Origin of the sequence: Halobellus captivus, from assembly GCF_007655485.1 — an archaeon.
Taxonomy (GTDB): Archaea; Halobacteriota; Halobacteria; order Halobacteriales; family Haloferacaceae; genus Haloquadratum; species Haloquadratum captivum.
In genome coordinates, this window is record NZ_VJXQ01000002.1 from 681677 (window position 1) to 704436 (window position 22760).

Here is a 22760-nt window from a genome sequence, read left to right on the forward strand (position 1 = left end):
CTCCGCGTCGCGTCCGATTTCTCCGGAATCACGCAGCAGAGAGACTGCTGGACCGGGAAGCCTTACTCCACGACGAGCCACGGAACGTCCACGAGCGGGGGGATGTGCGTCTCGATGTGGTGCTCCCAGACGCCCTCTTCGCCGAACGCCTCGCCGTGGTCGGCGGTGACGACGACCCGACCGTCGAGTTTCGGGATCAGCTCCGCGATCGATTCCAGCGCGATGCGGAGGTTCTCCTCGTGGAGTTCGAAAGCCGTCTCTCGCGTCCCGTTTTGAACCAGATCGACGGGGTCGAGTTCGAGCCACAGTCCAGCCTTCTGGGCGAGTTCGCTGCCTTCGAGTGCGCTCTCGATCCGCGGGCGCACGCTCTGCCCGATCGAGGCGAACGGACCACCGTCGGCCGCCGTCTGTTCGCGTTCGTCCTGTCGTCGGATCCCCTTCTGGATCTGCCTGAGCTTCTGTCCGGCACCGCGAGAGAGATACGGCGCGTGCGGCTGCATGTAGTGGAGGACGGTCCGCTCGTTGCGCTCGACGAGTTCCGAGTGGGATTCGAGCGACGCTTCGAGGTTCTCTGGCGGGACCGTCCCGAGGTCGTCGTCCCAGCCGTGTTTCCAGACGTCGACGACGTCGGTGATGTGTTCGTTCGCGGTCCACTCGTAGTCGCAACTGGCACCCCACTTGAGTTCGTTCAGCGGAATTCCCAGGTCGTTGATAAACGGATTCCCGGAGAAGTACGCGATATCGTGGCGGTCGGTAAACGTCCGAGAGGCCCACTCGGGCGTCGACGATCCCGCGCTGCGGCGCTTTTCGACCGTTCCGTCGAGATACTCGTCGTAGACGTCGGAAAACACGTCGTATCGGCACGCATCGAGAACCAGACAGTAATCCCAATCGGACTCCAGGAAGTCCTGAGGTTTCATTACCGGGTGCCCGTATTCGCTCGGGCACCGTAGGTGTACTGTTTCGGAAAAGCGGCGTGCCGACGCGAGTCAACGCGTGTCGACACGATAGAAGGGTCTCTCGGGGCTGACAGTTCCCGCTCGCGCACAGACGGGATGGCTTCTTACGTCCGGATCCCGTCCCGTCGAGCGATGAGTGACGGCACAAGCGACGCGGGAGAGTCGGAGCGAGGAGAGACGGCCGAATCCGAACGGGAACCGATCACGATCTACTCAGACTACGTCTGTCCGTTCTGCTATCTCGGGCGACGCTCGCTTTCGGCGTACCAAGCCGAGCGCGATGCGGAGCTCCCAATCGAGTGGCGGCCGTTCGACCTTCGCTCTGGAAAACGGAACGCCGACGGGACGATCGATCACGACGCCGACGACGGCAAGGACGACGCCTACTACGAGCAGGCCACACAGAACGTGAAAAAGCTCCGCGAGAAGTACGGGGCCGACGAGATGCAAGTGGAGTTGGCGACCGACGTCGACTCGCTGCCCGCACAGCTCGTCTCCGTCGCGGTTCGAGAGCAGTACGACTACGAGACGTGGCTCGCGTTCGACGAGGGCGTTTTCGAGGCGCTCTGGCACGACGGCCACGATATCGGGGACGAATCCGTCCTCGTCGACATCGCCGAGAGCGCCGGTATCGACGTCGAGGTCGTCCGCGACGTACTCGGCGACGAGGAGCGACGAGCGGCGCTTCGCGAGCAGTTCCGCGAGGCACAACGGAGGGGAATTACGGGGGTTCCGACGTTCGTCTACGACGAGCACGCCGCCCGCGGGGCCGTCCCGCCCGAACAGCTCGAACGGCTCGTCGAAGGCGTCTGAGCCGGTGTGGATTACTCGGCCAGCTCGGTCTCGGTCGTCGTTTCAGCGTCCGAAGATCCACCGTCGGCGGCCACCGCAGCCGGGTCCTCGCCCGTCGGCGTCGCGTGCAGCCACTCGTCGGCCCACGACTCGATCTCGTCGAACACCGGACAGAGCGACCGCCCCTTCGGCGTCAGCGAGTAATACGTCGCCACCGGCGCGTCCTCCTCCAAGCGGCGGTTGACGAACCCGAGCTCCTGGAGGTCGTCGAGAACGCGCGAGAGCGTCCGCGAGCTGGCATCGGTCGAGCGCTTGAGCTCGTTGAAGCGCTTTTCGCCCTCCTGCAGGTCGTGGAGGACGATGAGTCGCCACTGCGAGCCGATCTGTTCGAGGGAGTCGATCACCGAGCAGGCCTCCTCGTCGTATTTCTCGTCTGGGGACACTGGCGTCACCTGGTGACTCCTTCGTCCGGGAAGGTACAAATGGTTTCGCTTCTTTAGTAGGTAACAGAGCGATACTGGAGTCGGAACCGCTGGCGCTGTCGTCTCCGCGGTCGCGGCGCTCCGGAAACGCGAGGAGAGATCAATGCAATCGAACGCACTACATACGAACGGAATCCATCACGTCTCGGCCGTCGCGGGCGACCCGCGGGAGAATCTCCGCTTTTACACGGAGACCCTCGGCCTGCGGTTCGTCAAGCGGACGGTCAACTTCGACGACACGACGACGTATCACCTCTACTACGGCGACGAGACGGGCTCACCGGGCACGGCGCTCACGTTTTTCCCGTTCGAGGGCACACGGCGGGGGCGACCCGGGCGCGGGCAGGCGGTCGCGACGGCGCTTTCGGTCCCCGAGGGAAGCCTCGACTACTGGACGGACCGACTTCGCGAATCGGACGCGACCGTCCGCGACCGCCTGAGGCGCTTCGGTGCGTCCGTCTTGCCGTTCGAGGACCCCGACGGACAGCCGCTCGAACTCGTCGAGACCGACGCCGACGACTCCCCGATCGAGCCGTGGACCGGCGGACCGGTCCCCGCGGAACACGGCGTCCGCGGCTTCTTCGGCGTCACGCTGCACTCCGCGGAGCCAGAGGCGACCGCGAACGTCCTCGACGTGCTCGGGTTCGAGCGCGTCGGCTCGGAGGCCGAGCGCGACGACGGCGCAGAGCGCGTTCGCTACGCCGCGACCGGAGATCACGCGACCGTCGTCGACGTGCTTCATCGCGGGCCGCCGCGGGGTCGTCCCGGCGTCGGGACCGTCCACCACGTCGCGTTCCGCGCGGCCGACGAGGCTGAGCAACTGGCGTGGCGCGACCGCCTCTCCGATGCGGGACAGTTCGTCACGCCGCAGAAGGACCGGCAGTACTTCCAGTCGATCTACTTCCGCGAGCCCGGCGGGATCCTCTTCGAGATCGCGACCGACGGGCCCGGGTTCGACGTCGACGAGTCGGTCGACGAGCTCGGCTCGGAACTGAAGCTCCCCTCGTGGCTGGAAGACGACCGCGAGCGCATCGAGGCCGGGCTGCCGTCGCTGGACAGTGTAGACGGTGGTTCGATGGCGGGGCGGGATGACAGCGATCCGATGGCGGATGGTGAAGACAGCGGCCGGACGGCGGACAGCGCGGACGGCGACTCGGAGGAAAGTACAAAGGCCACGGCCGACGGAGGTGCGAACGAATGAGCCGATCACCCAGTTCAGATGCCGACCCGCACGGCGACCAGCCGATCCGGACCGCGGGCGCGTCGCCCACCGAGGCGGACGCCGCGGTCGTCCTGGTCCACGGTCGCGGCGCGCGCGCCGACGGGATGCTCCAGTTCGCCCGCGAGTTCGGTCGCGACGGAGTCCACTACGTCGCCCCGCAGGCCCAGCGCGGCACGTGGTACCCGAACCGCTTCGTCGCCCCGATCGAGCGGAACCAGCCCTACCTCGACTCGGCGCTGGCGCACGTCGGCCGCGCCGTCGATGCCGCGCGAAAGGGCGGACTCCCGACCGAAAAAGTACTCCTCGTCGGGTTCTCGCAGGGGGCGTGTCTCGTCTCGGAGTTCGTCGCGCGCGATCCGAAGCGCTACGGCGGCCTCGTCCTCCTCTCGGGCGGGCTGATCGGCGAGGAAGGCACCGAGTTCGACCACACCGGTGATGTCGAGGGAATGCCCTTCTTCGTCGGCGTCAGCGACGACGACCCGCACATCCCGATGTCGCGCGCGGAGGAGACCGTCGAGGTCTTCGAGCGACTGAACGCCGACGTGCGCTTCGACCGCTACGAGGGCCGCGGTCACGGCATCTTCGAGGAGGAGATCGAGTATCTCCGCGAGTCGGTCGCGGCGCTCGTCGGCGCGTAGTGCGCAACTACTCGACGTTTCACCGCAACTCACGAACGAACCGAGTCTCGCCTTCGGAACCTCTATGGGTCGCTCGTCCGATGACCCCGGTATGAGCGACGGACCCCTCGACGACGAGACGCTGGAAAAGTACCGGGAGGCCGGGTCGGTGCTTCGGCGGGTACTCGACGAAGCCGCCGAGAAAGTCGAACCCGGCGTCACCCAGTTGGAAGTGGCCGAATTCGCCGAATCGCGAATTTGCGAGCTCGCCGACGGCTGCGCGTTCCCCGCGAATATCAGCGTCGACGAGGAGGCTTCGCACGCCTCGCCCGGACGCGACGACGACACCGAATTCGGCGAGGAGATGGTCTGTCTGGACTGCGGGGTCCACGTCGACGGCTACATCGCCGACGCCGCCGTGACCGTGGACCTCTCGGGCAACCCTGAACTCGCCGAAGCGGCCGAGGAAGCGCTCGACGCCGCTCTCGATGCGGTCGCGCCGGGCGTCGAAACCGGCGAAGTCGGCGCGGAAGTCGAGGACGTGATCCGCGGCTACGGCTACACGCCGATTCTGAACCTCTCGGGACACGGCGTCGCCCAGTGGGACGCCCACACGGGGCCGACGATTCCCAACCGAGGCACCGAACGCGGCGTCGAACTCGAAGTCGGCGACGTCATCGCCATCGAGCCGTTCGCGACGACGGGTCGCGGAAAGGTCACTGAAGGCTCGAAAGAAGAGATCTACAGCCTCGAACGCGACCGCTCGGTCAGAGATCGGTCGGCACGAAACGTCCTCGAACAGGTGAAAGATGAGTACAAGACGCTGCCGTTCGCCGCCCGCTGGCTCGACGACTCGCGCGCGGAGATGGCCGTCAAGCGGCTGAAACAGCAGGGCGTCCTCCACGGCTACCCGGTGTTAAAGGAGGACGACGGCGAACTCGTTAGTCAGGCCGAGCACACGGTCGTCGTCACCGAGGACGGCTGTGAGATCCTGACAGCGTGAGCGAGAGAACGATGGAGCAGGTCTTCGCCCCCTGGCGGATCGAGTGGGTCGAGCGCGACCCCGAGGAGAAGACCGTCGACGGGTGTCCGTTCTGCGTGCTGCCCGAGCGCGACGACGACCGCGAAAACCGGATCGTCGCCCGCAGCAAGCACGCGTTCGTCATCCTGAACAACTACCCGTACAACCCGGGGCACGTGATGGTCATCCCCGACCGCCACACAGGCGAGTGGGGAGACCTGAGCGACGCCGAACTGCTGGACCACGCGCGACTGAAGGTCGCCGCGATCGACGCCCTCAACGAGGGGTTCCAGCCCGACGGCGTGAACGCGGGCGAGAACCTCGGCGGCAGCGCCGCGGGCGGTTCGATCGACGCGCACGTCCACACGCATCTCGTGCCGCGCTGGAGCGGCGATACGAACTTTATGCCCGTGATCGGAGACACGAAAGTCATCGTCGAGGCCCTCGACGACACCTACGACCGCCTGCACGAGGCCTTCGCGTCGCTTCCGGCGGCGACTGCCGAAGAAGGAGAGGCGAGTGACGACGACACCGACGGACCGACGCGCGCTGTGGGACTCGACTTCGACGACTGAGACTGGCCGACTTCCGACGACCCCCGTTCGAGTTCGCCCGGTCGCGTTTCGCTCCGGATGACGGGAACGGCGCATCCGCCAATCGACCAACGAACCAATGCTTTTGTGAGCGGGAGTATCTCCCGGAGTATGGACCTAGAGATCGCGGGAAACACGGCTCTCGTAACGGCATCGAGCAGCGGACTGGGGAAGGCCTCAGCAACGGCGCTCGCCGAGGCGGGTGCAAACGTCGTCGTCAACGGCAGAGACGAAACACGGCTGGAGGACACGGTCGATGAGGTCCGCGACGCTGCCGCGGCCACTGCCACTGTAATCGGACACGCGGCCGACCTCACCCATCCAAACGCGGGCGATTCCCTCGTCGATCAGACGGTAGACCGATTCGGCGGGTTGGACCATCTCGTTACGTCGACCGGAGGGCCGCCCGCGATGCCGTTTCTCCACACGCGTGATGAAGACTGGTATGACGCGTTCGATCTGCTCGTAATGAGTGCCGTTCGGACGATCCGCGCGGCGGAACCGCATCTGAAAGAGAGCGACTATGGAACGATTGTAACGATCGGATCGTTGCGTGTCAAGGAGGCGACCGACAACCTCGTACTCTCGAATGCAGTCCGCTCGGGGGTGATCGGTCTGGAAAAGACGCTCTCGAAAGAGTTGGCACCGGATATTCGGGCGAACGCCGTCCTCCCGGGGACACACCGAACACCACGGGTCAAAAAGCGCATCGAAAACGGCGTTCGAGACGGTCGATACGACTCGTTCGAAGCGGGGCTCGAAGCGCGGGCAAGTAATATCCCACTCTGTCGTCTGGGCGACCCGCAGAGGTTGGGCCAAGCGGTCGCGTTCCTCTCTTCACCAGCTTCGGCGTTTATCGCGGGGACTGCCGTACCCATTGATGGGGGAGAGAGTGCCTCCACGATGTGAACGTCACGCCGAGTGGACTCGCTGCAGTTGCAGGCCCGCGGGCCTCGATTCCACGGCAGCATACCATCAGACGACACAGTTACGAACGCGGTGAGGTTCGGCACGTCAGCGCGGGCACGGCGGTGGCGACGGGTGCGAGAGCGGGGCTGGCCCCGAGGACGTCGCCAGCGGTGTGCCGAGTGTTAACCACTATCTAGCCTCGGTTCTGCGATGTGAGACAGTCTCCGGCGGGTGGTGGCTGTCGAAAATCAACTGAGGAGGGAATGTACGGGGATCTTCCGATGGCTGCGTCGCCGTATCCAGAGCGGTCTATCCCTCGACAATAGATTCATACGGCGACCGAAGCGACTTAGCCCCCCGAAGAAAACGCTTCGACGATGAGCGACGACCGGAGACGAACCGTCCGCCGCGTGGGTCTGGTGATCCTCGCGGTCAACCTCGCGCTCGTGCTCGCGAAGGGCGGCGTCTGGGGGCTCACCGGCAGCCTCGCCGTCGGTTCGGAGGCCGTCAACAGCCTCGCCGACAGCGTGTACAGCCTCGTCGTCGTCGCCGGGTTGTACCTGACGACGCAACCGCCGGATTTCGAGCACCCGCACGGCCACGAGCGCATCGAACCGTTCGTCTCCCTGTTCGTCGCCGTCGGCGTCTTCGTCGCGGGTGCGGCCGTGCTCTGGAACGCGACGATATCGGTCCTGAACGGCACCTACGGCGTGGAGGCCGGAACCGCGGGCGTCGTCGTGCTCCTCGGGACGGCGGGCGCGAAGTACGGCCTCTACCGCTACTGCCTCCGCGTCGGCGAGGAGCGCCACTCGCCCGCGGTCGTCGCCGCCGCGCTCGACAACCGAAACGATATCCTCACCGCGGGCGCGGCGCTCGTCGGCGTGCTCGGAGCCTCGTTCGGCGCACCCGTCTTGGATCCGATCGCCGCGGGCGTGGTCTCGCTCGGGATCTTCTACACCGGCTACGAAATCGTCAGGGACAACGTAAACTACCTCGTCGGGGCGGCGCCGCCGGAGTCGCTCCGCCGCGAGATCCTCGAACGCGCGCTCGCACATCCGAACGTCCGCGGCGCGCACGACGTCGTCGCCCACTACGTCGGCCCCGAGGTCGACGTGAGCCTCCACATCGAGGTCGAGGGCGATATGACGCTGTTCGAGGCGCACGACATCGAATCCGCCGTGGTGCAGTCCATTCGAGAGATGCCGGAGATCGACGACGTGTTCGTCCACGTCGATCCGAAGGAACTCGGCGAGTGGAAGGAGAACGCCGAGGCCAAGCGGCTCATCGGGACCGCAATCGCTCGGGACCGAGACGACGACGCGACTGGCGAGGACTCCCGCGGTCTCGACGACGACCCGGATACTGACACCGGTGGTCCGGATACGGGCGCTGACGGGCCTGACGTCGCTGCTGGTGAGTCGAACACGAGCGGTGAGACAGATTCTGACGACGGCCGTCAGTGAACGCGGGGGTCAGACCGGCTCGGCGAACGCGTAGACGGTCTGGTGGCTCGTCACCTCGACGTCGAGGAAATCGCCGGGCTCGATCCCGCGCTCGGACGCGTTGCGGACGATGAGCTGTCGGTAGGCCTCGTCGCGGCACTTCATCGAGTCGCCGGTTCCCTCACGGACGGCCATCACGCGGTGCGTCTCGCCGATCATCGACTCGTAGGCCTCGGCGACGATGTCGTGCTTCAGTTCGGACATCGCCTTCGAGCGCTCCTTCTTGATCGTCCCGCCGAGGCCCTTCATCTCGGCGGCGTCGGTGCCGGGGCGCTTCGAGAACCGGGTGACGTTCACCTTCTCTGGACGCACCTCGCGGAACAGCGCCATACTCTGGGCGTGATCCGCGTCGCTCTCGGTCGGGAAGCCGACGATGAAGTCCGTCGAGAGCGTCCAATAATCGAGTTCCCGGTCGAACGTGTCGACGATCTCGACGAACTGCTCGACGCGGTGTTGTCGCCGCATATCCTCGAGCACCGTGTCGGAGCCCGATTGCACGGGGAGGTGGATGAAGTTGTACAGTTCGTCGTGGCGGTCGAACACCTCGACGAGTTCCTCGCGGATGCCGTGAATCCCCCCCGGGTTCGCCATCCCGACACGGACGCGGAAGTCGCCGTCGATCTCCGAGCAGATCCGATCGAGCAGTTCGGGGAGCTTCCGATCGCCGGTGTCCCACCCGTAGACGCCGGTATCCTGCCCCGTTATTCTGAGTTCCTTCGCGCCCGCGTGAACGAGCGCGCGGGCCTTCTCGACGTTCTCCTCGACGGGCGGGGAGTCGACGCGACCGGTCGCGAACTTCGTGATGCAGTACGAGCAGTTCGACAGACACCCGCGGGCGATCGGAAGGATGCCGATAACGCCGTCGAGAACCGGTTCGGTCCCCGGTCCCGGCGTGGGGCACTCGCCGTTCGTGACCGCCGCGGGAACGTCGTCCCAGTGGAGGATCTGCGCGTCGACGTCCTCCTCGCGGAACTCCTCGCCCTGCGCGAGCGCCATACAGCCGGTGATGATGAGGTCCGCCGTCGCCGACTCCAGCTCTTTGGCCCGACGGAGCATATTGCGCTCCGTCTTCTCGACCACCGTGCAGGTGTTCATAATGGCGACGTCGGCCGCCTCCGGACCGTCGACGCGGTAGTGACCGGCGTCGCGGAGCGCGCTCTCGATCTGCCGGCTCTCGCCGCGGTTGGAGGTGCAACCGTACGTCTCGATGTGGTATCGGGCCATTCAGTCGGTACAGGGTATCAGATCCGCGGGCAAAAGCACGACGGTTCGGACGGGTATCGTCCGCCGCGAACGTCGCGAGCCTCGACACTGTGACATCGATGGAAGAAATGAAAACGAAGCCGCGCCGATGGGGCCGAGTAGGGCCCTTAGTTGCCGAACATCTCGCGCGTGTTAACCCATAATTGCTTAATACCTGGGGCGAGTTAGGCAGTTTATGGTGAACGTCGACGACACCAACAACACCACTCAGAAGCTCGAAAACCAGTGGAGACTGCTTGAAGAGTCCGATATCGACGGTTCCGATCGGAAGGCCATCCGGACCTTCGTCAGAATCCACCGGGAGGGGAACGAGAACTGCGCGGACAACACGCTCTACCAAGATCTCAGCGCTCTCCGACTTGCCTCTCGGTACGCCGATGGCCCGCTGGTCGAGATGAACCGTATCGATCTTCGGGATCTGTGGACGACGCTCACTGCGCCGAAAAGCCAGGGCGGTCGAGGGCTCGCACCAGATGGGAGTGGGATGTATAACTACAAGCGCTCTCTCAGAGTTTTCTTCCGATGGCTCAACGACCAACCCGACTATCCCGACTTTCCCTTCTGGGAGGATATCCAGACCCCGTCCGCGTCGATTGATCGAATCGACGAGGACCAGATCCTCGACGAGGAGGATATCGCTCTGCTGAAAGAGGCGACACGGAACCCGCGAGACAGCACTTTCATCGAATTCCTCGCCGACAGTGCAGCTCGGATCTCCCTCGCCTCTCAGCTCCGAGTCGAGGATGTCCACGAGCTCGACACCAAACGCCCGTACTTCACTCCCAACCCGAACGGGAAGGGACACAAAGGCGCGCCTGATAAGCAGTATCCCATTCTCCGGAGCCGTGCCGACCTCCGGACGTGGATCAACACCCACCATCTGGATCCTCGACCAGAAGCCCCACTCTGGCCAGTCCTGCGCGGATACGATGAAGAAAACCCGCAAGAGTGCGCTGTGAGCGGGGAAAGCCTCCGTAGTTCGCTCTCGCGGGCGGGAAACCGAACGGACATCGACAAGCCCGTGAACCCGCACAACTTCCGACACACCGCCATCACTCGACTCTCCAGAGAGGGTTATTCGCCTCAAGAGATCCAGCATATCGCTGGCTGGGCTAACGACCGAATGATGGAGAAATACGATCACACGACCGCCCGCCAACGGAACGAACAGATCGGTCTCAAGGCGGGATACATCGAGGAGTCGGAGGCGAAAACCGATCCATCGACGCCGCAGCCGTGCGGAAATTGTCGGGAAACCCTCAGCCCCGGGGCCCAATTCTGCCCGCGGTGTGGAACGCCGACGAATGAAGAGGCGCAAGCCGCTCTTGACGCCCAAGACGATCGAGTCGTCGAATCGGCGGCGCGTGCCGACGATAATCTTGCCGAGGCCGTCCTCGAACTCCGGCAACTCTTCAACGAGTACCCGTCTCTTCGGCGTGCCACAACCGACTTCTGAGCATACGGTTGTCACTCTTCTTCCTCCACGTCGACGAGATCCAACGCCCGCCGCGCATCCGATGAAATCGGGAGATCTGATCGGGCAAGCTGTCTGAATATCTCTAAATGGCTTTGCACGATGTCCTCGGGAGAATTAGTCGAGGCACTCATCGAACCACCCCCGTAGGCGGTTCTGATCGTTCAGTTTGCTGATTGTACGTCGTCCGTCTCGTGTATTCGCTGGTTTTGTCCTGCATTCGGTTGGTGGAATGCGGACAGACCGATGGGGCAAGGAGTACCGGCGTGGGCCCGAAACCATTTTGTTAGTCGAAAACCGACTAACGCCCACACCGGTATGCCAAACGGTTCGGTGAAGTGCCCTTACACACATCCACCGTCCCGACCGGCCTATCCGGCTGCTTGCTTCAGGCGTCGTTGACCGCGCCCCACCTACGGAACGAGGTCGACGGCGTCGAACTCTACGGCCTCTGAGCCGCACGTATTCACTTCGGTGTTGTGTCGTTCCACCTCGGAACGATCAACAGGTAAGGCCGGTGTCGAACCGTCCACCCACCTGCTGATTTCACCGGTGATTTCAGCGGCTTCCGTCTATTCGACTGTCCGCCACCGTTAAAATTATTCCGCGACGATGGCTTCTTCTGATTAGGCGGATATTGACTTGTATGTCTGACGATAACGAAGACCACGAACTGTTCACAGGCGTCGACGATGTCGAAGACGAGGAGGGGGATGAGTTGGACGAAGAGGCAAATAGCGCATTTGAAGACTATAAGCCCGACATCTCTGCCCTTGAACCCGAAGATCGCCCTCGGGGAATTCTCTCCGATACCGATCGGGAATACCTCTGCGGCTTGCGAGACTACAGCCACCAGCAGAGCGAACTCAACCGACGGCAGGCAATCCGAGAACGAACAGTAAATGCCTTGAAGGACTTTAATCTGTTATGGCTCTTGCTCGGAGAGACCGAGTGGGAGAAGGTATTCGATACCTTCGAGACCGAAGAGCTGAACGATACCTTCGCGGCTATGCTGTCGTTTATGTACCTCGGTATTGGCCAAGACCCGGACCGAATGGAGAAAATCCTTGAGCACGGTCTCTATCTCGGTGCCAATTACAGCACGTCCGGACGCTGGTCAGGCAAGGCCAACGACGTCGACGTATCGATCGATATCGATTACGACCCCGATATTGAGGCGCTCTATGAACGAGTAGAGGAAGGTGAGGGCGACCAATTAACACCAGGAGAAATTGGTGCCCTCGTGCAGTCAGGGAAGTTGGAACCCGGCGATCTGGAGAAGTTGGAGAAGACTGGACCGGGATTCCCTAGCGTCTACGTTGGAGGAAATTCGACCACTGGATCGGACGAAAACGAATAGTGCCCATCGGTTCTGGGTGTCATAAAACTATGCACAGGGGTTCTTTTCACGCTTTTTGAGACTGAATCACTATCAGAACGTGCTTGCTTACTGAGTAAGTCAAGGCGAAGCTTCATTGCATACTCGGGGTGTCTGCTGTCGCTCCACAAAATCCAAACCAATCCAGTCTGTACATCCGTTGAGGCGGGCGATTTCTGCCATAGACTAGCAAGAGGTCATTCCGCTTCACTCTTCATCCGTAACTAAACACGACCTCAATCAGGTTCCTGATTGCTTTGAACGGTCTTTTTGAGTCGCTCCCACGCCCTGTGAAGTCCAATTTCGAATAACCTGCCAATCAGACTCAGAACTAATAGCATCGACGCAGTAATCGTAATCCACCCAGTCAAGATCACTAAGTGGGTTACCGTGAACCCGAGGGCCGACTCCGAAGGAAGGTATGTAACCACCACAGCAAACAGTGCCATCATAATCCCGAGAATAAACAGAATCCCGAACAGCAGCGTCGGGATGTAGGCGCTCCCGAGAGCTTCGACCGTCAGGAGCGGGCGCAGTTCGCTGCTGGCGGACCACAGCTGAGACGGGACAACCTGCCGAACCCAGTACTCGAAGCCGCCGGCACCGCGGCCATCCCACTGTACTTCCCGCTGGTCGTCATCGTTCTTGTGTGACTGGATGAAGCCATCGTCGTGAAGATGGCCGAGGTGACGGGAGATTCCGCTGTCGTCAACGTCGAATTCAGCAACGAGTCTCTGCCGAGGGATCCAACGGGCCGGCCGCTCGTACAAATACTCCCCAATGTGGCGTTTGATCTCCTGGTCTTCGCGGCCGTATTCCTCGTGTAAGTCTTCTAATGTTCGTGTCATATGTATTGAGATCCAGAGATAGGTTCTGCAACCCCGTCTGCAAGAATTTCCGTTGCGAAATTAAACGTTGCAGGACCGCCTGCAAATGATATTATTTGTGAAACTTCCTGATGATTTATCTTTATATGGGCCGTGCTGAACAGTGCTGATGTTCGGCATCCAACCCAAGGTGAGGCCCTCTCAGGTCGCCACCCGCGACGCAGTTGCATTGGATACTCACGTGAGAACTACACCCACGGTTAAGAAACCCACTCCGGAGGAAGCCCTATGACCGATCCAGTAGTGGCCTTCATACTCGGCCCGCTCTACTTTCTCTGGAAGCTCGCCACCTATTCTCCGGGGTCGATAGAGGGCATACAGACCTTCATTGCCTCGGGGCTCGGAACGACATTCTGGGCAGTCGTTGTCGCTCGTGTTCTGGAGGTGGTGACATAATGCGCTCTCAGAGCTGGCACTACTTCATTGGGAGTCTGCTTAGTCGCCAAGTGATCTACGCGTACGGAATTGCAGGGGCATTTACGACCGCTGGTCAGTTACTTCTCGTCTGGATGGGTCCGTTCTCGCGGATTCCGCAACGAACCGAGGTACTGCCAGTGGTTCTGGAAGCCTACATCGAGACGTTGCTACCGCTGTGGATCCCCCCGATTACGCCGTGGAACGGGATGATCTTCCTGTTGAACGTGCTGATCGCGTTGTGGGTACTGTTGGTGTGGACAGATCGGTACGACCGGGCAGTTGGAGGGAGGGGATTTTGATCCGTCACAGCCGATGTAACGAGTTATAAAAGAGTAGAACAGATCTCCGGTCGCTAGATCTATTCTATATACTCAGTCATCGTGGTCGTCTACGGGTTGAACGAGCTGACTGACGAGGAAATCGAGATTGTGGAGTCGGCGATCGGGGAGTGATCGAATACTCACTCAGTGGCCAGGGTCTCGGCGAGTTTGCGTGCCCGAGCCACCGCGGCGTCCGCCTTGGGGTCACCCGTCCCGTCGATCTTCGAGAGAAGCTCAACAACGACACCAGCGCGGTCTGTGACTACCGCAGTATCATCGATAGCACGAAGATCGTCGGCGACCGCTTGGGCTTCACCTAACAGGCGGCTCGGCGTCCGGTCGACTGGCCGTTTGGCCGTGGCTGAGAGACACTGGTACAGTTCCGCTTTCGCGTCATCCGGCATTATGATGGAGTATCGTAGCCAATCCTCGTATACCACCCGGTCCTTCTCGACACACGAGTTCAGCCAGCCCTTTGCTCCCCGATGCTCGATGTCTGGTGGAACGGGAAGTGGACTGCCTACACCTCCTCCTCACTGACCACGTCTCGGATCGCCCGGCCAGACTCGATACTCCGCTGGTTTGGATTGGTCTATCGCATTGCCGGTCGCTGTATTCGTGGCGACCCCCAAACAAACTCGTCCAGCCATAGACTGTACTGAGCGTTTTTCGACGGTGAGGAACCGTTCTATGGCTTCCTATGCCTTGACCAAGCCCTGAGTCCCCAATTTGCTATGCGAGTTGTTCTAGAAACCCCTCCGCTAACAGCTAGTATTGCGGCTCGAAAGCCAGCTCCTCGGCAACGAACGAGTACTGGCTCAGATCTGACTCCTCGCATTTGTCGTTGAGAGTTGGAGGATAGACATACGAGTCACCAAGCGCATCATCTAGCAGATGCCGAAACACCACACTCACGTCATCTCCATCGACTGCAGTTACGACCGCGAGGTCAGGGTCGGAGTAGTCCGGTTTGATAACATAGTCGCCGGGTGAGAAAGGTGGATCCGCCGATTCGAGATTCTCGTGTTTGTACGAATAGAGTTTGATGTCCTGATCGTCGCAGTATGATGCGAGTTTCGCCGGGTGAATCGTCCGCCAGTCGCTAGGTCCATCGTCAAGCGAGCTCGGGAACGCAACGCTCACAGCTTCGCCATCAATTTCTTGGCCGTATAATTCCGCGTTCTGCTCCGGTGGGAGTACTTCCACGACCACAGCAACCGACGCGTCGTCATCCCCAGACTTGACGACTCGATCTCCCGGACGATACGGATTCTCCGGCTTCTGATTGAGGTGTGCAGTGTTCGGACCGAGATCCTGTAACTCGTTCATCGGACGGGCCGCCAGGTGAGCGAGCTTCTCGGGCTCTTCACCCGAATACTCCTCTTGGGTCCGAACCTTCGACTTCAAGGTCTCCGTGCGCTCCCATCCGAGGAGGATTAACGCGTCCTCATTGTCTCGGTGCCACGCCATTACGATGATATCGTCGTCGGGATCGTTATCCAATAATACGGCTGGTCTGAAAGCAGAGACGTCACGAGAGGTCTTGACGTCGAGAGAGTAGCCGAAGACCTCGAAATCGTACGCGGAGTAGCTTTCGGGGTTACATCGACGGATTGCTTCTTCGTTCTCCCATTCCCACATTTCGACCGGAAGATACTCGCGGCAGAATTGCTCGAAGGCCAATTCTCCGAGATTTCCAATCCGTTTGACTTGAAGATCGTCTGCGCCCTGAATAACCGCTTGATGATGTGCCCGCTCGCGGTCAATCTCGTCGGGCGTATAGAGATACATCATCTGTCAATTTCCGGCAGTCGTATTAGTGGTTGTTCTACGATCACCATTCAGCTACCTGCCGGTCAGTCCGTCTTACCCTCGCAGATGATGGGATGATTCCGTACGCAGTTCGATCAATTTCGAATAATTGGTACCGGGTCTCGAATTGGTCGGGCCGGCTACTGGAATGTACGGTTCTCGGACTTCGAATACGTCGACGCCGACTCCCACGACAGTAGATTCTCACTCCGATAGCGTTTGTCCGTAACACTCCTCCGGGTAATTGGTCGGGGACCTCGATTACTATCCCGAGAGAACAGACCGTGAAGCCTCTACGAAATCCCCCGGATACCTCGGGGTGAACGGTACCCTCTCTTCGGAATTGTCGGGGAGGGTGTAGACTTCCCCCCATCGGAAGCGGGTCGACGCCGGGAGAAGATCGGGGGAGCCTCTCGACAACCCCGACCAATTCTGGAGGGCTGAAATCGAATATTTTCTTCTTCCAGATTTCTTTGGATCTCTCCCGCATCTCGCCCGGGATCCCCGACCAATTCTAGCGACGTTCCTCGGAGGCTGTAGACGATATCGAATTGTCCCGGACATTTCCCGTATCTCACTCGGTGGCTATGCCGGACTCCTCCCCAGAGTCTCCCCGGGACTGTATCGACCAATCCCCCGAGCGCCCCCGAAGGTCGAGGCGGGTGTCTTAGGAGGCACCCGTCCGAATCAGAAGTCCATCGTCTCCTCGGGCGAAATCGAGTGTTGGTTACGACAGTCGACCAATTCGATAAGCTCGTCGCTGAAATAGTCGTCACTTCATTCATCGCTGCGTTGCCGATCACCCTCGGGGCAAGGTCCGAAGCGACAACGATAGCGTGGTCGTCTCCGCGCTGGTGTCGGTGTTGACCGACAATAGCGACTTCGACCGAGTAGACCGACTATTTCCTCGGGGTTTACCTCGACCACGACGTGCTCGGGCGAGCGGATCTCGACTTCGGTGTCGCCCCCGCCTTAGATCCGATTGGTCGGGCCCCCGAGTCGAGTGAATAGTTTTGCGACGAGCTACTCGAACTTCGTCGTCTCTCCTCTATTGGTGCTGACTTCTCGAAGGCTGGTCAGCAAGGCCGGGAATTAGTCGGGAATTGGTCGGCTGTCCTCGTCGTTGACGGGTGTACTCAATCTTCGACGTCGGTATGATTAGCGATGGCCGTCTCAACCCGCTAATTCTCGGTGAATTGGTCGGGAATTTGCCGGTGACGCGGGTGAATCCCCGCGGTCAGTATGTTATCTGGTTCTCGAAGGCGTCTCGCGACCTGGCTGAAGGACCATAATCCCGGTCACGCTTAATTCGATATCAACGATAACGACCAATCAATTGGTCCTGAATGCTTCTTGAAATGGCGAACTGAGACTAGGGGGCTGTAAAACCTGAATAATAGAATTCGTGCTGATTAGGCCAAATGCTTATTTCGCTCATCGCGTACGTAGTACGTAATGGCAACTTCGACGTGGGACGGAGACAATCACGAGGATGAGATCCGTCTCTGGCGAGAGGATGATTGGTGGATCGCCAAAGACGTCGAGACCGGTGTAACGACACAGGGTTCTTCGCGAGCAGCTGCATTAGAAAACCTTGACGACGCCGTTGCCCTTCATACAGGTACGGCCGGACGTGAACCGACGGATGAGGAGCTCCGTGAAATGGGAATTAACCCAGAAGACAATACCACCGGAGATCAGACTCCACCAGACGTCCTGAAATAGATGGGGAGACGGACGTTCTCCGGGCGAGAGGTTGTTAAAGTCCTCGTCAACTCTGGCGGGTTTGAATGGCGGCGTACAACTGGTGACCACGCCCAGTTGTACTACGAACATCCAACAAATGAAGACGACAGGCGGAGAGTAACTGTGCCGCTCCACGACGAACTTCGGACCGGGACTCTCCGAGAGATCGCCAACGATGCAGGTGCGCAAAATTTCGACGACTTTTGCGCTTGGATTGATCGAAACTCATAACGACGTAGTTGTTTATTCAGCTGGCTAGCATTACCATTCTATACACGAGAAAATCGGTCAAGTTGCGGTCTCAACGGGGTTAGCAAAAATAGAGAGGTCGGCTGGGGGGAACTATTGTCAACGGAAATTGTTTTATCATACTTGTGTTTTATCCAAAACAAGTTATGACAGAGGGCACTGTCTAGTTAGCGTAGATTGAGGAACGAGCAGGTCGTTGAGAATCTTGTCCAGAGATGCTCGCAGACCTGCTCAACGAGGAGTTAGACGGTGAGTTAGATGAATGTTGGGAGCGTGAGCGGACGGCGACGCCCGTCAGGGCGTTCGCCGTCCGGCTCCACGTGACCGGATGTTCGCTTAGAGAAACAACAACGATTCTAGCTGAATTAGGCGTTGAACGCTCTCATCAAGCGGTTTGGCAATGGGTACATCGGCTGGCTGACAGCGTTCCTGACCCGCCGTCGGCGCAGCCGACGCGGGTCGCAGTTGACGAAACCGCTGTCCGAATCAATGGCGAGCTGTCTTGGGTATACGCTGCAATAGACCTCGACTCAAAGTTGCTGCTCGGCGTCGATCTCTTCGAACGACGAGGAACCGATCCAGCAGCTGAGTTTCTTGGGCAACTCGCCGAGAAACACGACCTTTCAGACACTGAGTTTCTGGTCGATGGCTACGGATACTTGACTGCCCTCTTTCGCGTCGGATTGAGCGGTCACCTGGACTACATTGACCGAAACCTCATCGAAAAGTGGTTTCAGACGCTCAAAATGAGAATCGACCGCTTTTATCACTCGTGGGTTGGCAGTCGGACTGCCGTCGCCCAGTGGCTTGCACAGTTCGCGTACTACTATAACTTCCAACGACCGCATCAGACGCTAAATGGCCGAACGCCAGTGGAGGCCGTTAACTAGACAGTGCCGATTATGACGACTCATCATAAGATTGAGACACGGCAAGATATTTGACAGTCGACTGTAATTAGAACTCGTGAAATGGGCTAATAATAACGCGGGGATAGGTGGTGGGGGATGAGACTTCTAATCCGCCTCCGTTCCCGGAGAGACGTAGCATACGATAATACATACCACCACAAGCTACGGGGTCGAATGTGGCAGGCGCTCGAAGGCAGCGAATTCGACGAGCGCCACGATGAGGGACGGCCGGCCGGACTGTGCTTCTCAAATCCGTTTCCCCCTCGAGATATGGTGGAAGGAGACAAGCGGACGTTGCTAGTCGCTGCGCCGGAACGAGATATGCTGGGTGCGATCGCGGACGATTTCGACGAGAATCGAGAGTTAAATATCGGTGAAATGCCCTTCGAGGTGACGGACGTGTCGATGCTCGCGTTAGACGTCGGTGAACCGGGCACGCGCGGTGTTCTCGAATCCGGTACCGGTGTTCTGATCCGCCTTCCACCATGGCGCTGTGAGGAGTACGGCATCGAGACAGATGGGGAGAATCCGACCTTCTGGGAGCCAGAACACACCATCGAGCCGCTGAAGACGCAACTAGAGAACAATTTGGACAAGAAACATAGTCAGTTCTGCCCGGATGACCTGCCAGGTCCGACCGACCGATCGAACGACTTGTTCGATAGCTACGAACTCATCAAGACGTTCGCGATTCCCGTCACCGTCACTCAGGGCGTCGAAATGACGTACATCCTGAGTAAGTGGCGGTTCGGGTACGAAGTACAGGACGACCACCATCGTCGCCACCTCAATCTCGCACTCGACGCGGGAATCGGCGGGCGAAATATGCTCGGGTTCGGCTTCCTCAACATCGACGAGGATTCGGTCATACCCGCCGGGCAGACGGCGATGGAGACGTCGGGTCACCGGGGGCAGGCTCGATGACCGGGCTGGACCAAGAGAAACTCGACCAGTACCTCCCCGATGGACCGATAACGTCGTTACGACGGATTCAGACGCTTTACGGCGCTCTTGCCGAAGCCTCAAGCGGCGACCTGATTGGTGGCGATCCAGAGTTCGGACTCTACTACACTCCCGGCGAACTCGATGGGTTTTCCACGTCGGATCCAGGCGAGGAGAAACGATATCTGATCACTGTCGAAGTGGACCTCACCGCCGAGACGGTTACCGCTCAGGACGTCAATGTCGACGTGGATTTTCTGGAGCTGGAGACCGTTGGGAAACTCGGGTTCGCCCGCTATCCATGGGGTCGCGGCATTGACCACAGCATCACCCGCCGTGGGGCCAAGGGTGGCTCGGATGCTGACACTGTGGCGACCTACTGCATCGACTGTTTGGAGCGCTGGACGAACGCGGATGGTCGTGAGCCAGCTATCGGCGAGGTTGCAGAAACCCATCCTGACGGCTGGGTCATTCAGCTGTTACAGGAGTTGGGTCAGGACGAGACTGTCCAAGAGAGAATCAAGAACCAGACCGAAGAACGGTATATGGACGACGAAAGAGTCGTCGCCACAGTCACACTTCGTCTTGACCCTGACGATCTTGAGGAGCGGCCCAACGGCGATAGGGGAGGCTGGTTCTACCCGGGCGAGATAGGCGTTCTCAATGCGGGGATGAAAGCGCGGAAAGATGACAAACTAGCCTCCAAACAGGTGAGTACGCCCTCACGAGGCGAAAGCGCTTGTATGGTCACCGGCGAGCGTTCAGAGGTGTTCGGCACCGCTGAAGACCCCCTCGCATTCTTCACGCTCCAGCACGCCGAGAAGTTCGATGGAGTGCAAAGAGAGCAAGCCTGGCGCTCGCATCCAGTGTCCTCCAACGCTGCACTCCTGATTCAGTCCGGTTCTTCGCTCATAGATGCGTGTCGAACAACTCGGAATGGGCTGGGCGTCTATACGCTCCCGTATTTCGTCGAGGTGGATGAGCGGGATGCGGAGGAACTCTACTCCGCGCTGGATCAACTCCAAGAGTTTGACGGCGACACCCAGCATCCAATGTTCTTCCTCGAAAAGACCATCGGGGAGGAGGCTGGTAGGGAAAAAGTCGAAGCCTTGCGCTTCTACGTCATCTCGTTGCGAAACGACAGCGGCGACATTAACGTGATCCACGAGGTCCCGGACGTCTCGCTGTACTGGCCCCGAAAGATCGCGACCGCGCATCGAACCGTCCTACACGAGTCGAGCGCGTTCGGCCCACTTGGCTTCGAGTATGTCGATAACTGGCAACCGATTACGCCTCGCACTTGGGACGACGATGTGGTAAACTCGATCGTCAGTGGTCGCTACGCTTGGGGCACTATGCCGGTGATGGCGGGTGACGACGGCGCGATGGCCGACGATCTCGCCGAGTGGCTCACCTACGCGCTTTTGACGGGTGAGGAGATCCCCGTTGAGCGCTTGCTCGATGGCTACGTTGAACGAATCGAACAGGAGTACCGGGACGACGAGGAGGATCGACTACCGACCAACCACATCAAGACGCAGTTCGCCCAGCTCGAAGCGCTGGCGCGAGCCGGGCTGTTGACTGGCGAATCGGCGTCCGCGAACCTGACGACGCCACCCAAAACAATGACCAAAGACGTTCCAGCCAAAGCGAAGATCGCTGGCGACGGTGATCTCACGCGAATCGACGTTCGACGGTACCGACTTGAGACGTTCATCGAAGACCGAGAGTCACTGGACGAAAACCCAGATCGAGAGAGTGCGTTCCTGATTGGCGTTCTCGTCGGTATGATGAGCTACCACCAGACGAACACACGGGAGATGAATCGGACGGTCGTCGATCAGTATCCACCGACGCAGGTCACAATCGACCGACTCGTCAGGGTCTGGCCGGAACTCGCTGAGAAGAGCGATGTCTATGCGAAGGACGCAGACTGGGCCGGCGAGTCGCTCTTCCCGGAGGTCCTCGATAGGCAGACGGAAGACTTCGTGCATCCGGGCGAGTGGGATCTGTCCCTCCAAGATGTCCGATTCTTCTACGCTCTCGGCATCACTTACGGTAAGCGAGCTGATTTGCGGGCTTACGACCTTCAGGAGCAAATTGAAGCCGAGGACGTGGACTCAAGTGAACCAGAGACTGCAGATGTCGCATAGAACGCTCGACAACTACGACACAAACGATACCGAGAAACCTATGTCTGAAACTGATACCACCGCTGATTCCGACGTCACGAACCGTTCAGAAATCGTCTTCGTCACCGACGCACAGGACTGCAATCCTAACGGAGATCCGATGGGTGAGAATCGACCGCGTATTGATCCCGTTACCCAGCAGGCCGCGATCACCGACGTTCGCCTCAAGCGCTACCTCCGTGACCAACTTCAGGCCGACAACCATCCGATCTTCGTCAAGCGAACCGGGGACGGTGCCGAAATCCGTGCAGCACTGGCGCTCGACCTGTTCGATGACGTCGAGACGGTCGAGGATCTCGACGAGGTCAATGACATCGAGAGGGAGTTCCTGTCGCAAGCCACTGACATTCGCTACTTCGGCGCGACGCTCTCGTTCAATGCGGACACCAACGACGAACTGTACGAGGCCGTCAAGGAACGGTTCCCGAGCCAGTTTACCGGGCCGGTTCAGTTCTCCCCCGCCCGATCACTCAACGCAGTCGAAACCAACGAGGAGACAAGTATGCTTACGAGCGTCATTGCGACGCAGGACGAGAAGGAACAGGGTGGATTTGGGCTTGACGACCACCGAATCAAGTACGGCATCTTTCCGTTCCACGGACTGGTCGACGAACACGGCGCGAGCGACACCCACCTGAATGCGGCCGACGTTGAACGACTTGACACGCTCTGTTGGCGCGCGCTAAAGAACCAGACCATCTCACGCAGCAAGATCGGGCAGGAACCACGGCTGTACATCAGGGCCGAATATTCGACCGATGGCTATCACGTTGGAGACCTGCACAACGACATCACACTCAACGAGGGCGAGTCGAAATCGGACGGCGAGCTGCGCTCAGTCCGTGACGTCTGTCTCGACGTCAGTAATCTCGTGGAAACGCTCGTGTCCGTTGCGAACGATAGCCATCTCGAGACTGTTCACATCACTGGAAGCAATCGGTTGGCCGTTACCTGTGACGGGGCTGAGATTGAAGCTGCCGACGAGATAGCCGGTGAACTCGAAGGTCGTGGCGTTCCAGTCGACGGATTCGACGTCTACCAGAAGTTCAACGAAGCGTCCGCGGCAGAGTGA

General features: G+C 60.0%; 23 protein-coding genes. 17 read left to right on the top strand and 6 right to left on the bottom strand.

Features of this window, described 5'->3' with window-relative positions; translation table 11 throughout:
• Nucleotides 1-62: 62 nt before the first annotated feature.
• Nucleotides 63-920, bottom strand: coding sequence for a hypothetical protein (locus FJT57_RS08785; protein ID WP_144904214.1), 858 nt, complete (start codon nucleotides 918-920; stop codon nucleotides 63-65).
• 171 nt (nucleotides 921-1091) lie between these two features.
• Between FJT57_RS08785 and FJT57_RS08790 the strand changes: the two genes are divergently transcribed.
• Nucleotides 1092-1772, top strand: a complete 681-nt coding sequence (locus FJT57_RS08790; protein ID WP_144904216.1) for a DsbA family oxidoreductase — start codon at nucleotides 1092-1094, stop codon at nucleotides 1770-1772.
• Between the two features lie 11 nt (nucleotides 1773-1783).
• Here the strand turns inward: FJT57_RS08790 and FJT57_RS08795 are convergent, their stop codons facing one another.
• Nucleotides 1784-2194, bottom strand: a complete 411-nt coding sequence (locus FJT57_RS08795; RefSeq protein WP_144904218.1) for a winged helix-turn-helix transcriptional regulator — start codon at nucleotides 2192-2194, stop codon at nucleotides 1784-1786.
• Between the two features lie 142 nt (nucleotides 2195-2336).
• On the opposite strand from FJT57_RS08795, the gene FJT57_RS08800 reads away from it, so the two are divergent.
• The 6 genes from FJT57_RS08800 (at nucleotide 2337) to FJT57_RS08825 (ending at nucleotide 8058) form a co-directional block, all read left to right on the top strand.
• Nucleotides 2337-3434: a ring-cleaving dioxygenase gene (locus FJT57_RS08800; protein ID WP_144904220.1), complete on the top strand. Its 1098-nt coding sequence runs from the start codon at nucleotides 2337-2339 to the stop codon at nucleotides 3432-3434.
• Nucleotides 3431-4093 carry an alpha/beta hydrolase gene (locus tag FJT57_RS08805; RefSeq protein WP_144904222.1) on the top strand — a complete coding sequence of 221 codons (663 nt, stop codon included), beginning with the start codon at nucleotides 3431-3433 and terminating at the stop codon, nucleotides 4091-4093. The genes FJT57_RS08800 and FJT57_RS08805 overlap by 4 nt, the downstream gene beginning before the upstream one ends.
• 91 nt (nucleotides 4094-4184) lie before the next feature.
• Nucleotides 4185-5075 (top strand): type II methionyl aminopeptidase, encoded by an 891-nt coding sequence (gene map / locus FJT57_RS08810; protein ID WP_144904224.1) that lies wholly within the window; start codon nucleotides 4185-4187, stop codon nucleotides 5073-5075.
• An 11-nt stretch (nucleotides 5076-5086) separates the two neighbouring features.
• Nucleotides 5087-5668 (top strand): HIT family protein, encoded by a 582-nt coding sequence (locus tag FJT57_RS08815; protein ID WP_144904509.1) that lies wholly within the window; start codon nucleotides 5087-5089, stop codon nucleotides 5666-5668.
• Between the two features lie 129 nt (nucleotides 5669-5797).
• A complete protein-coding gene (locus tag FJT57_RS08820) occupies nucleotides 5798-6595 on the top strand; it encodes an SDR family oxidoreductase (protein ID WP_144904226.1) in 798 nt (265 codons plus the stop codon).
• Nucleotides 6596-6972: 377 nt separating this feature from the next.
• Nucleotides 6973-8058 (top strand): cation diffusion facilitator family transporter, encoded by a 1086-nt coding sequence (locus FJT57_RS08825; protein ID WP_144904228.1) that lies wholly within the window; start codon nucleotides 6973-6975, stop codon nucleotides 8056-8058.
• Nucleotides 8059-8067: 9 nt separating this feature from the next.
• On the opposite strand, the gene FJT57_RS08830 is transcribed toward FJT57_RS08825, so the two are convergent.
• Nucleotides 8068-9321 (bottom strand): tRNA (N(6)-L-threonylcarbamoyladenosine(37)-C(2))-methylthiotransferase, encoded by a 1254-nt coding sequence (locus FJT57_RS08830; RefSeq protein WP_144904230.1) that lies wholly within the window; start codon nucleotides 9319-9321, stop codon nucleotides 8068-8070.
• Nucleotides 9322-9535: 214 nt separating this feature from the next.
• Between FJT57_RS08830 and FJT57_RS08835 the strand changes: the two genes are divergently transcribed.
• Together FJT57_RS08835 and FJT57_RS08840 are read left to right on the top strand one after the other, a co-directional pair.
• Entirely contained in the window at nucleotides 9536-10816 is a 1281-nt protein-coding gene (locus tag FJT57_RS08835; protein ID WP_144904232.1) for a tyrosine-type recombinase/integrase, read from the top strand.
• 664 nt (nucleotides 10817-11480) lie between these two features.
• The gene (locus FJT57_RS08840) at nucleotides 11481-12194 is read left to right on the top strand and encodes a hypothetical protein (RefSeq protein ID WP_144904234.1); all 714 of its coding nucleotides are present in this window, start codon (nucleotides 11481-11483) and stop codon (nucleotides 12192-12194) included.
• Between the two features lie 254 nt (nucleotides 12195-12448).
• On the opposite strand, the gene FJT57_RS08850 is transcribed toward FJT57_RS08840, so the two are convergent.
• A complete protein-coding gene (locus FJT57_RS08850; RefSeq protein ID WP_144904236.1) occupies nucleotides 12449-13060 on the bottom strand; it encodes a hypothetical protein in 612 nt (203 codons plus the stop codon).
• Between the two features lie 267 nt (nucleotides 13061-13327).
• Between FJT57_RS08850 and FJT57_RS16405 the strand changes: the two genes are divergently transcribed.
• Together FJT57_RS16405 and FJT57_RS08855 are read left to right on the top strand one after the other, a co-directional pair.
• On the top strand, nucleotides 13328-13495 hold the full coding sequence (locus FJT57_RS16405) for a hypothetical protein (protein ID WP_162524321.1): 168 nt from the start codon (nucleotides 13328-13330) through the stop codon (nucleotides 13493-13495).
• Nucleotides 13495-13815: a hypothetical protein gene (locus FJT57_RS08855; RefSeq protein WP_144904238.1), complete on the top strand. Its 321-nt coding sequence runs from the start codon at nucleotides 13495-13497 to the stop codon at nucleotides 13813-13815. The genes FJT57_RS16405 and FJT57_RS08855 overlap by 1 nt, the downstream gene beginning before the upstream one ends.
• A gap of 161 nt (nucleotides 13816-13976) precedes the next feature.
• On the opposite strand, the gene FJT57_RS08860 is transcribed toward FJT57_RS08855, so the two are convergent.
• Nucleotides 13977-14240: a hypothetical protein gene (locus FJT57_RS08860; protein ID WP_144904240.1), complete on the bottom strand. Its 264-nt coding sequence runs from the start codon at nucleotides 14238-14240 to the stop codon at nucleotides 13977-13979.
• A gap of 364 nt (nucleotides 14241-14604) precedes the next feature.
• Nucleotides 14605-15627, bottom strand: a complete 1023-nt coding sequence (locus FJT57_RS08865) for a hypothetical protein (protein ID WP_144904242.1) — start codon at nucleotides 15625-15627, stop codon at nucleotides 14605-14607.
• 1476 nt (nucleotides 15628-17103) lie between these two features.
• On the opposite strand from FJT57_RS08865, the gene FJT57_RS08870 reads away from it, so the two are divergent.
• The 6 genes from FJT57_RS08870 (at nucleotide 17104) to cas7b (ending at nucleotide 22760) form a co-directional block, all read left to right on the top strand.
• A complete protein-coding gene (locus tag FJT57_RS08870; RefSeq protein WP_144904244.1) occupies nucleotides 17104-17373 on the top strand; it encodes a type II toxin-antitoxin system HicB family antitoxin in 270 nt (89 codons plus the stop codon).
• A complete protein-coding gene (locus tag FJT57_RS08875; RefSeq protein ID WP_144904246.1) occupies nucleotides 17374-17625 on the top strand; it encodes a type II toxin-antitoxin system HicA family toxin in 252 nt (83 codons plus the stop codon).
• Nucleotides 17626-17858: 233 nt separating this feature from the next.
• Complete coding sequence (locus tag FJT57_RS08880) at nucleotides 17859-18533, top strand: IS6 family transposase (protein WP_144904248.1); 675 nt, start codon at nucleotides 17859-17861, stop codon at nucleotides 18531-18533.
• 117 nt (nucleotides 18534-18650) lie between these two features.
• The gene (locus FJT57_RS08885) at nucleotides 18651-19478 is read left to right on the top strand and encodes a CRISPR-associated endoribonuclease Cas6 (protein WP_144904250.1); all 828 of its coding nucleotides are present in this window, start codon (nucleotides 18651-18653) and stop codon (nucleotides 19476-19478) included.
• Entirely contained in the window at nucleotides 19475-21649 is a 2175-nt protein-coding gene (gene cas8b / locus FJT57_RS08890) for a type I-B CRISPR-associated protein Cas8b/Csh1 (protein WP_144904252.1), read from the top strand. Before FJT57_RS08885 ends, cas8b begins: the two co-directional genes overlap by 4 nt.
• Before the next feature lie 40 nt (nucleotides 21650-21689).
• On the top strand, nucleotides 21690-22760 hold the full coding sequence (gene cas7b, locus FJT57_RS08895; protein WP_144904254.1) for a type I-B CRISPR-associated protein Cas7/Csh2: 1071 nt from the start codon (nucleotides 21690-21692) through the stop codon (nucleotides 22758-22760).

Excerpts from the sequence above, each read along its gene's own strand:
- FJT57_RS08840 (WP_144904234.1), top strand. The coding sequence starts at position 11,481 with ATGTCTGACGATAACGAAGACCACGAACTGTTCACAGGCGTCGACGAT.
- FJT57_RS08880 (WP_144904248.1), top strand. The coding sequence starts at position 17,859 with ATGCTCGCAGACCTGCTCAACGAGGAGTTAGACGGTGAGTTAGATGAA.
- FJT57_RS08830 (WP_144904230.1), bottom strand. The coding sequence starts at position 9,321 with ATGGCCCGATACCACATCGAGACGTACGGTTGCACCTCCAACCGCGGC.
- FJT57_RS16405 (WP_162524321.1), top strand. The coding sequence starts at position 13,328 with ATGACCGATCCAGTAGTGGCCTTCATACTCGGCCCGCTCTACTTTCTC.
- FJT57_RS08800 (WP_144904220.1), top strand. The coding sequence starts at position 2,337 with ATGCAATCGAACGCACTACATACGAACGGAATCCATCACGTCTCGGCC.
- FJT57_RS08820 (WP_144904226.1), top strand. The coding sequence starts at position 5,798 with ATGGACCTAGAGATCGCGGGAAACACGGCTCTCGTAACGGCATCGAGC.
- FJT57_RS08790 (WP_144904216.1), top strand. The coding sequence starts at position 1,092 with ATGAGTGACGGCACAAGCGACGCGGGAGAGTCGGAGCGAGGAGAGACG.
- cas8b (WP_144904252.1), top strand. The coding sequence starts at position 19,475 with ATGACCGGGCTGGACCAAGAGAAACTCGACCAGTACCTCCCCGATGGA.
- FJT57_RS08870 (WP_144904244.1), top strand. The coding sequence starts at position 17,104 with ATGGCAACTTCGACGTGGGACGGAGACAATCACGAGGATGAGATCCGT.
- FJT57_RS08805 (WP_144904222.1), top strand. The coding sequence starts at position 3,431 with ATGAGCCGATCACCCAGTTCAGATGCCGACCCGCACGGCGACCAGCCG.
- FJT57_RS08885 (WP_144904250.1), top strand. The coding sequence starts at position 18,651 with ATGAGACTTCTAATCCGCCTCCGTTCCCGGAGAGACGTAGCATACGAT.
- FJT57_RS08815 (WP_144904509.1), top strand. The coding sequence starts at position 5,087 with ATGGAGCAGGTCTTCGCCCCCTGGCGGATCGAGTGGGTCGAGCGCGAC.
- FJT57_RS08835 (WP_144904232.1), top strand. The coding sequence starts at position 9,536 with ATGGTGAACGTCGACGACACCAACAACACCACTCAGAAGCTCGAAAAC.
- FJT57_RS08860 (WP_144904240.1), bottom strand. The coding sequence starts at position 14,240 with ATGCCGGATGACGCGAAAGCGGAACTGTACCAGTGTCTCTCAGCCACG.
- cas7b (WP_144904254.1), top strand. The coding sequence starts at position 21,690 with ATGTCTGAAACTGATACCACCGCTGATTCCGACGTCACGAACCGTTCA.
- FJT57_RS08825 (WP_144904228.1), top strand. The coding sequence starts at position 6,973 with ATGAGCGACGACCGGAGACGAACCGTCCGCCGCGTGGGTCTGGTGATC.
- FJT57_RS08850 (WP_144904236.1), bottom strand. The coding sequence starts at position 13,060 with ATGACACGAACATTAGAAGACTTACACGAGGAATACGGCCGCGAAGAC.
- FJT57_RS08785 (WP_144904214.1), bottom strand. The coding sequence starts at position 920 with ATGAAACCTCAGGACTTCCTGGAGTCCGATTGGGATTACTGTCTGGTT.
- FJT57_RS08865 (WP_144904242.1), bottom strand. The coding sequence starts at position 15,627 with ATGTATCTCTATACGCCCGACGAGATTGACCGCGAGCGGGCACATCAT.
- FJT57_RS08855 (WP_144904238.1), top strand. The coding sequence starts at position 13,495 with ATGCGCTCTCAGAGCTGGCACTACTTCATTGGGAGTCTGCTTAGTCGC.
- map (WP_144904224.1), top strand. The coding sequence starts at position 4,185 with ATGAGCGACGGACCCCTCGACGACGAGACGCTGGAAAAGTACCGGGAG.
- FJT57_RS08875 (WP_144904246.1), top strand. The coding sequence starts at position 17,374 with ATGGGGAGACGGACGTTCTCCGGGCGAGAGGTTGTTAAAGTCCTCGTC.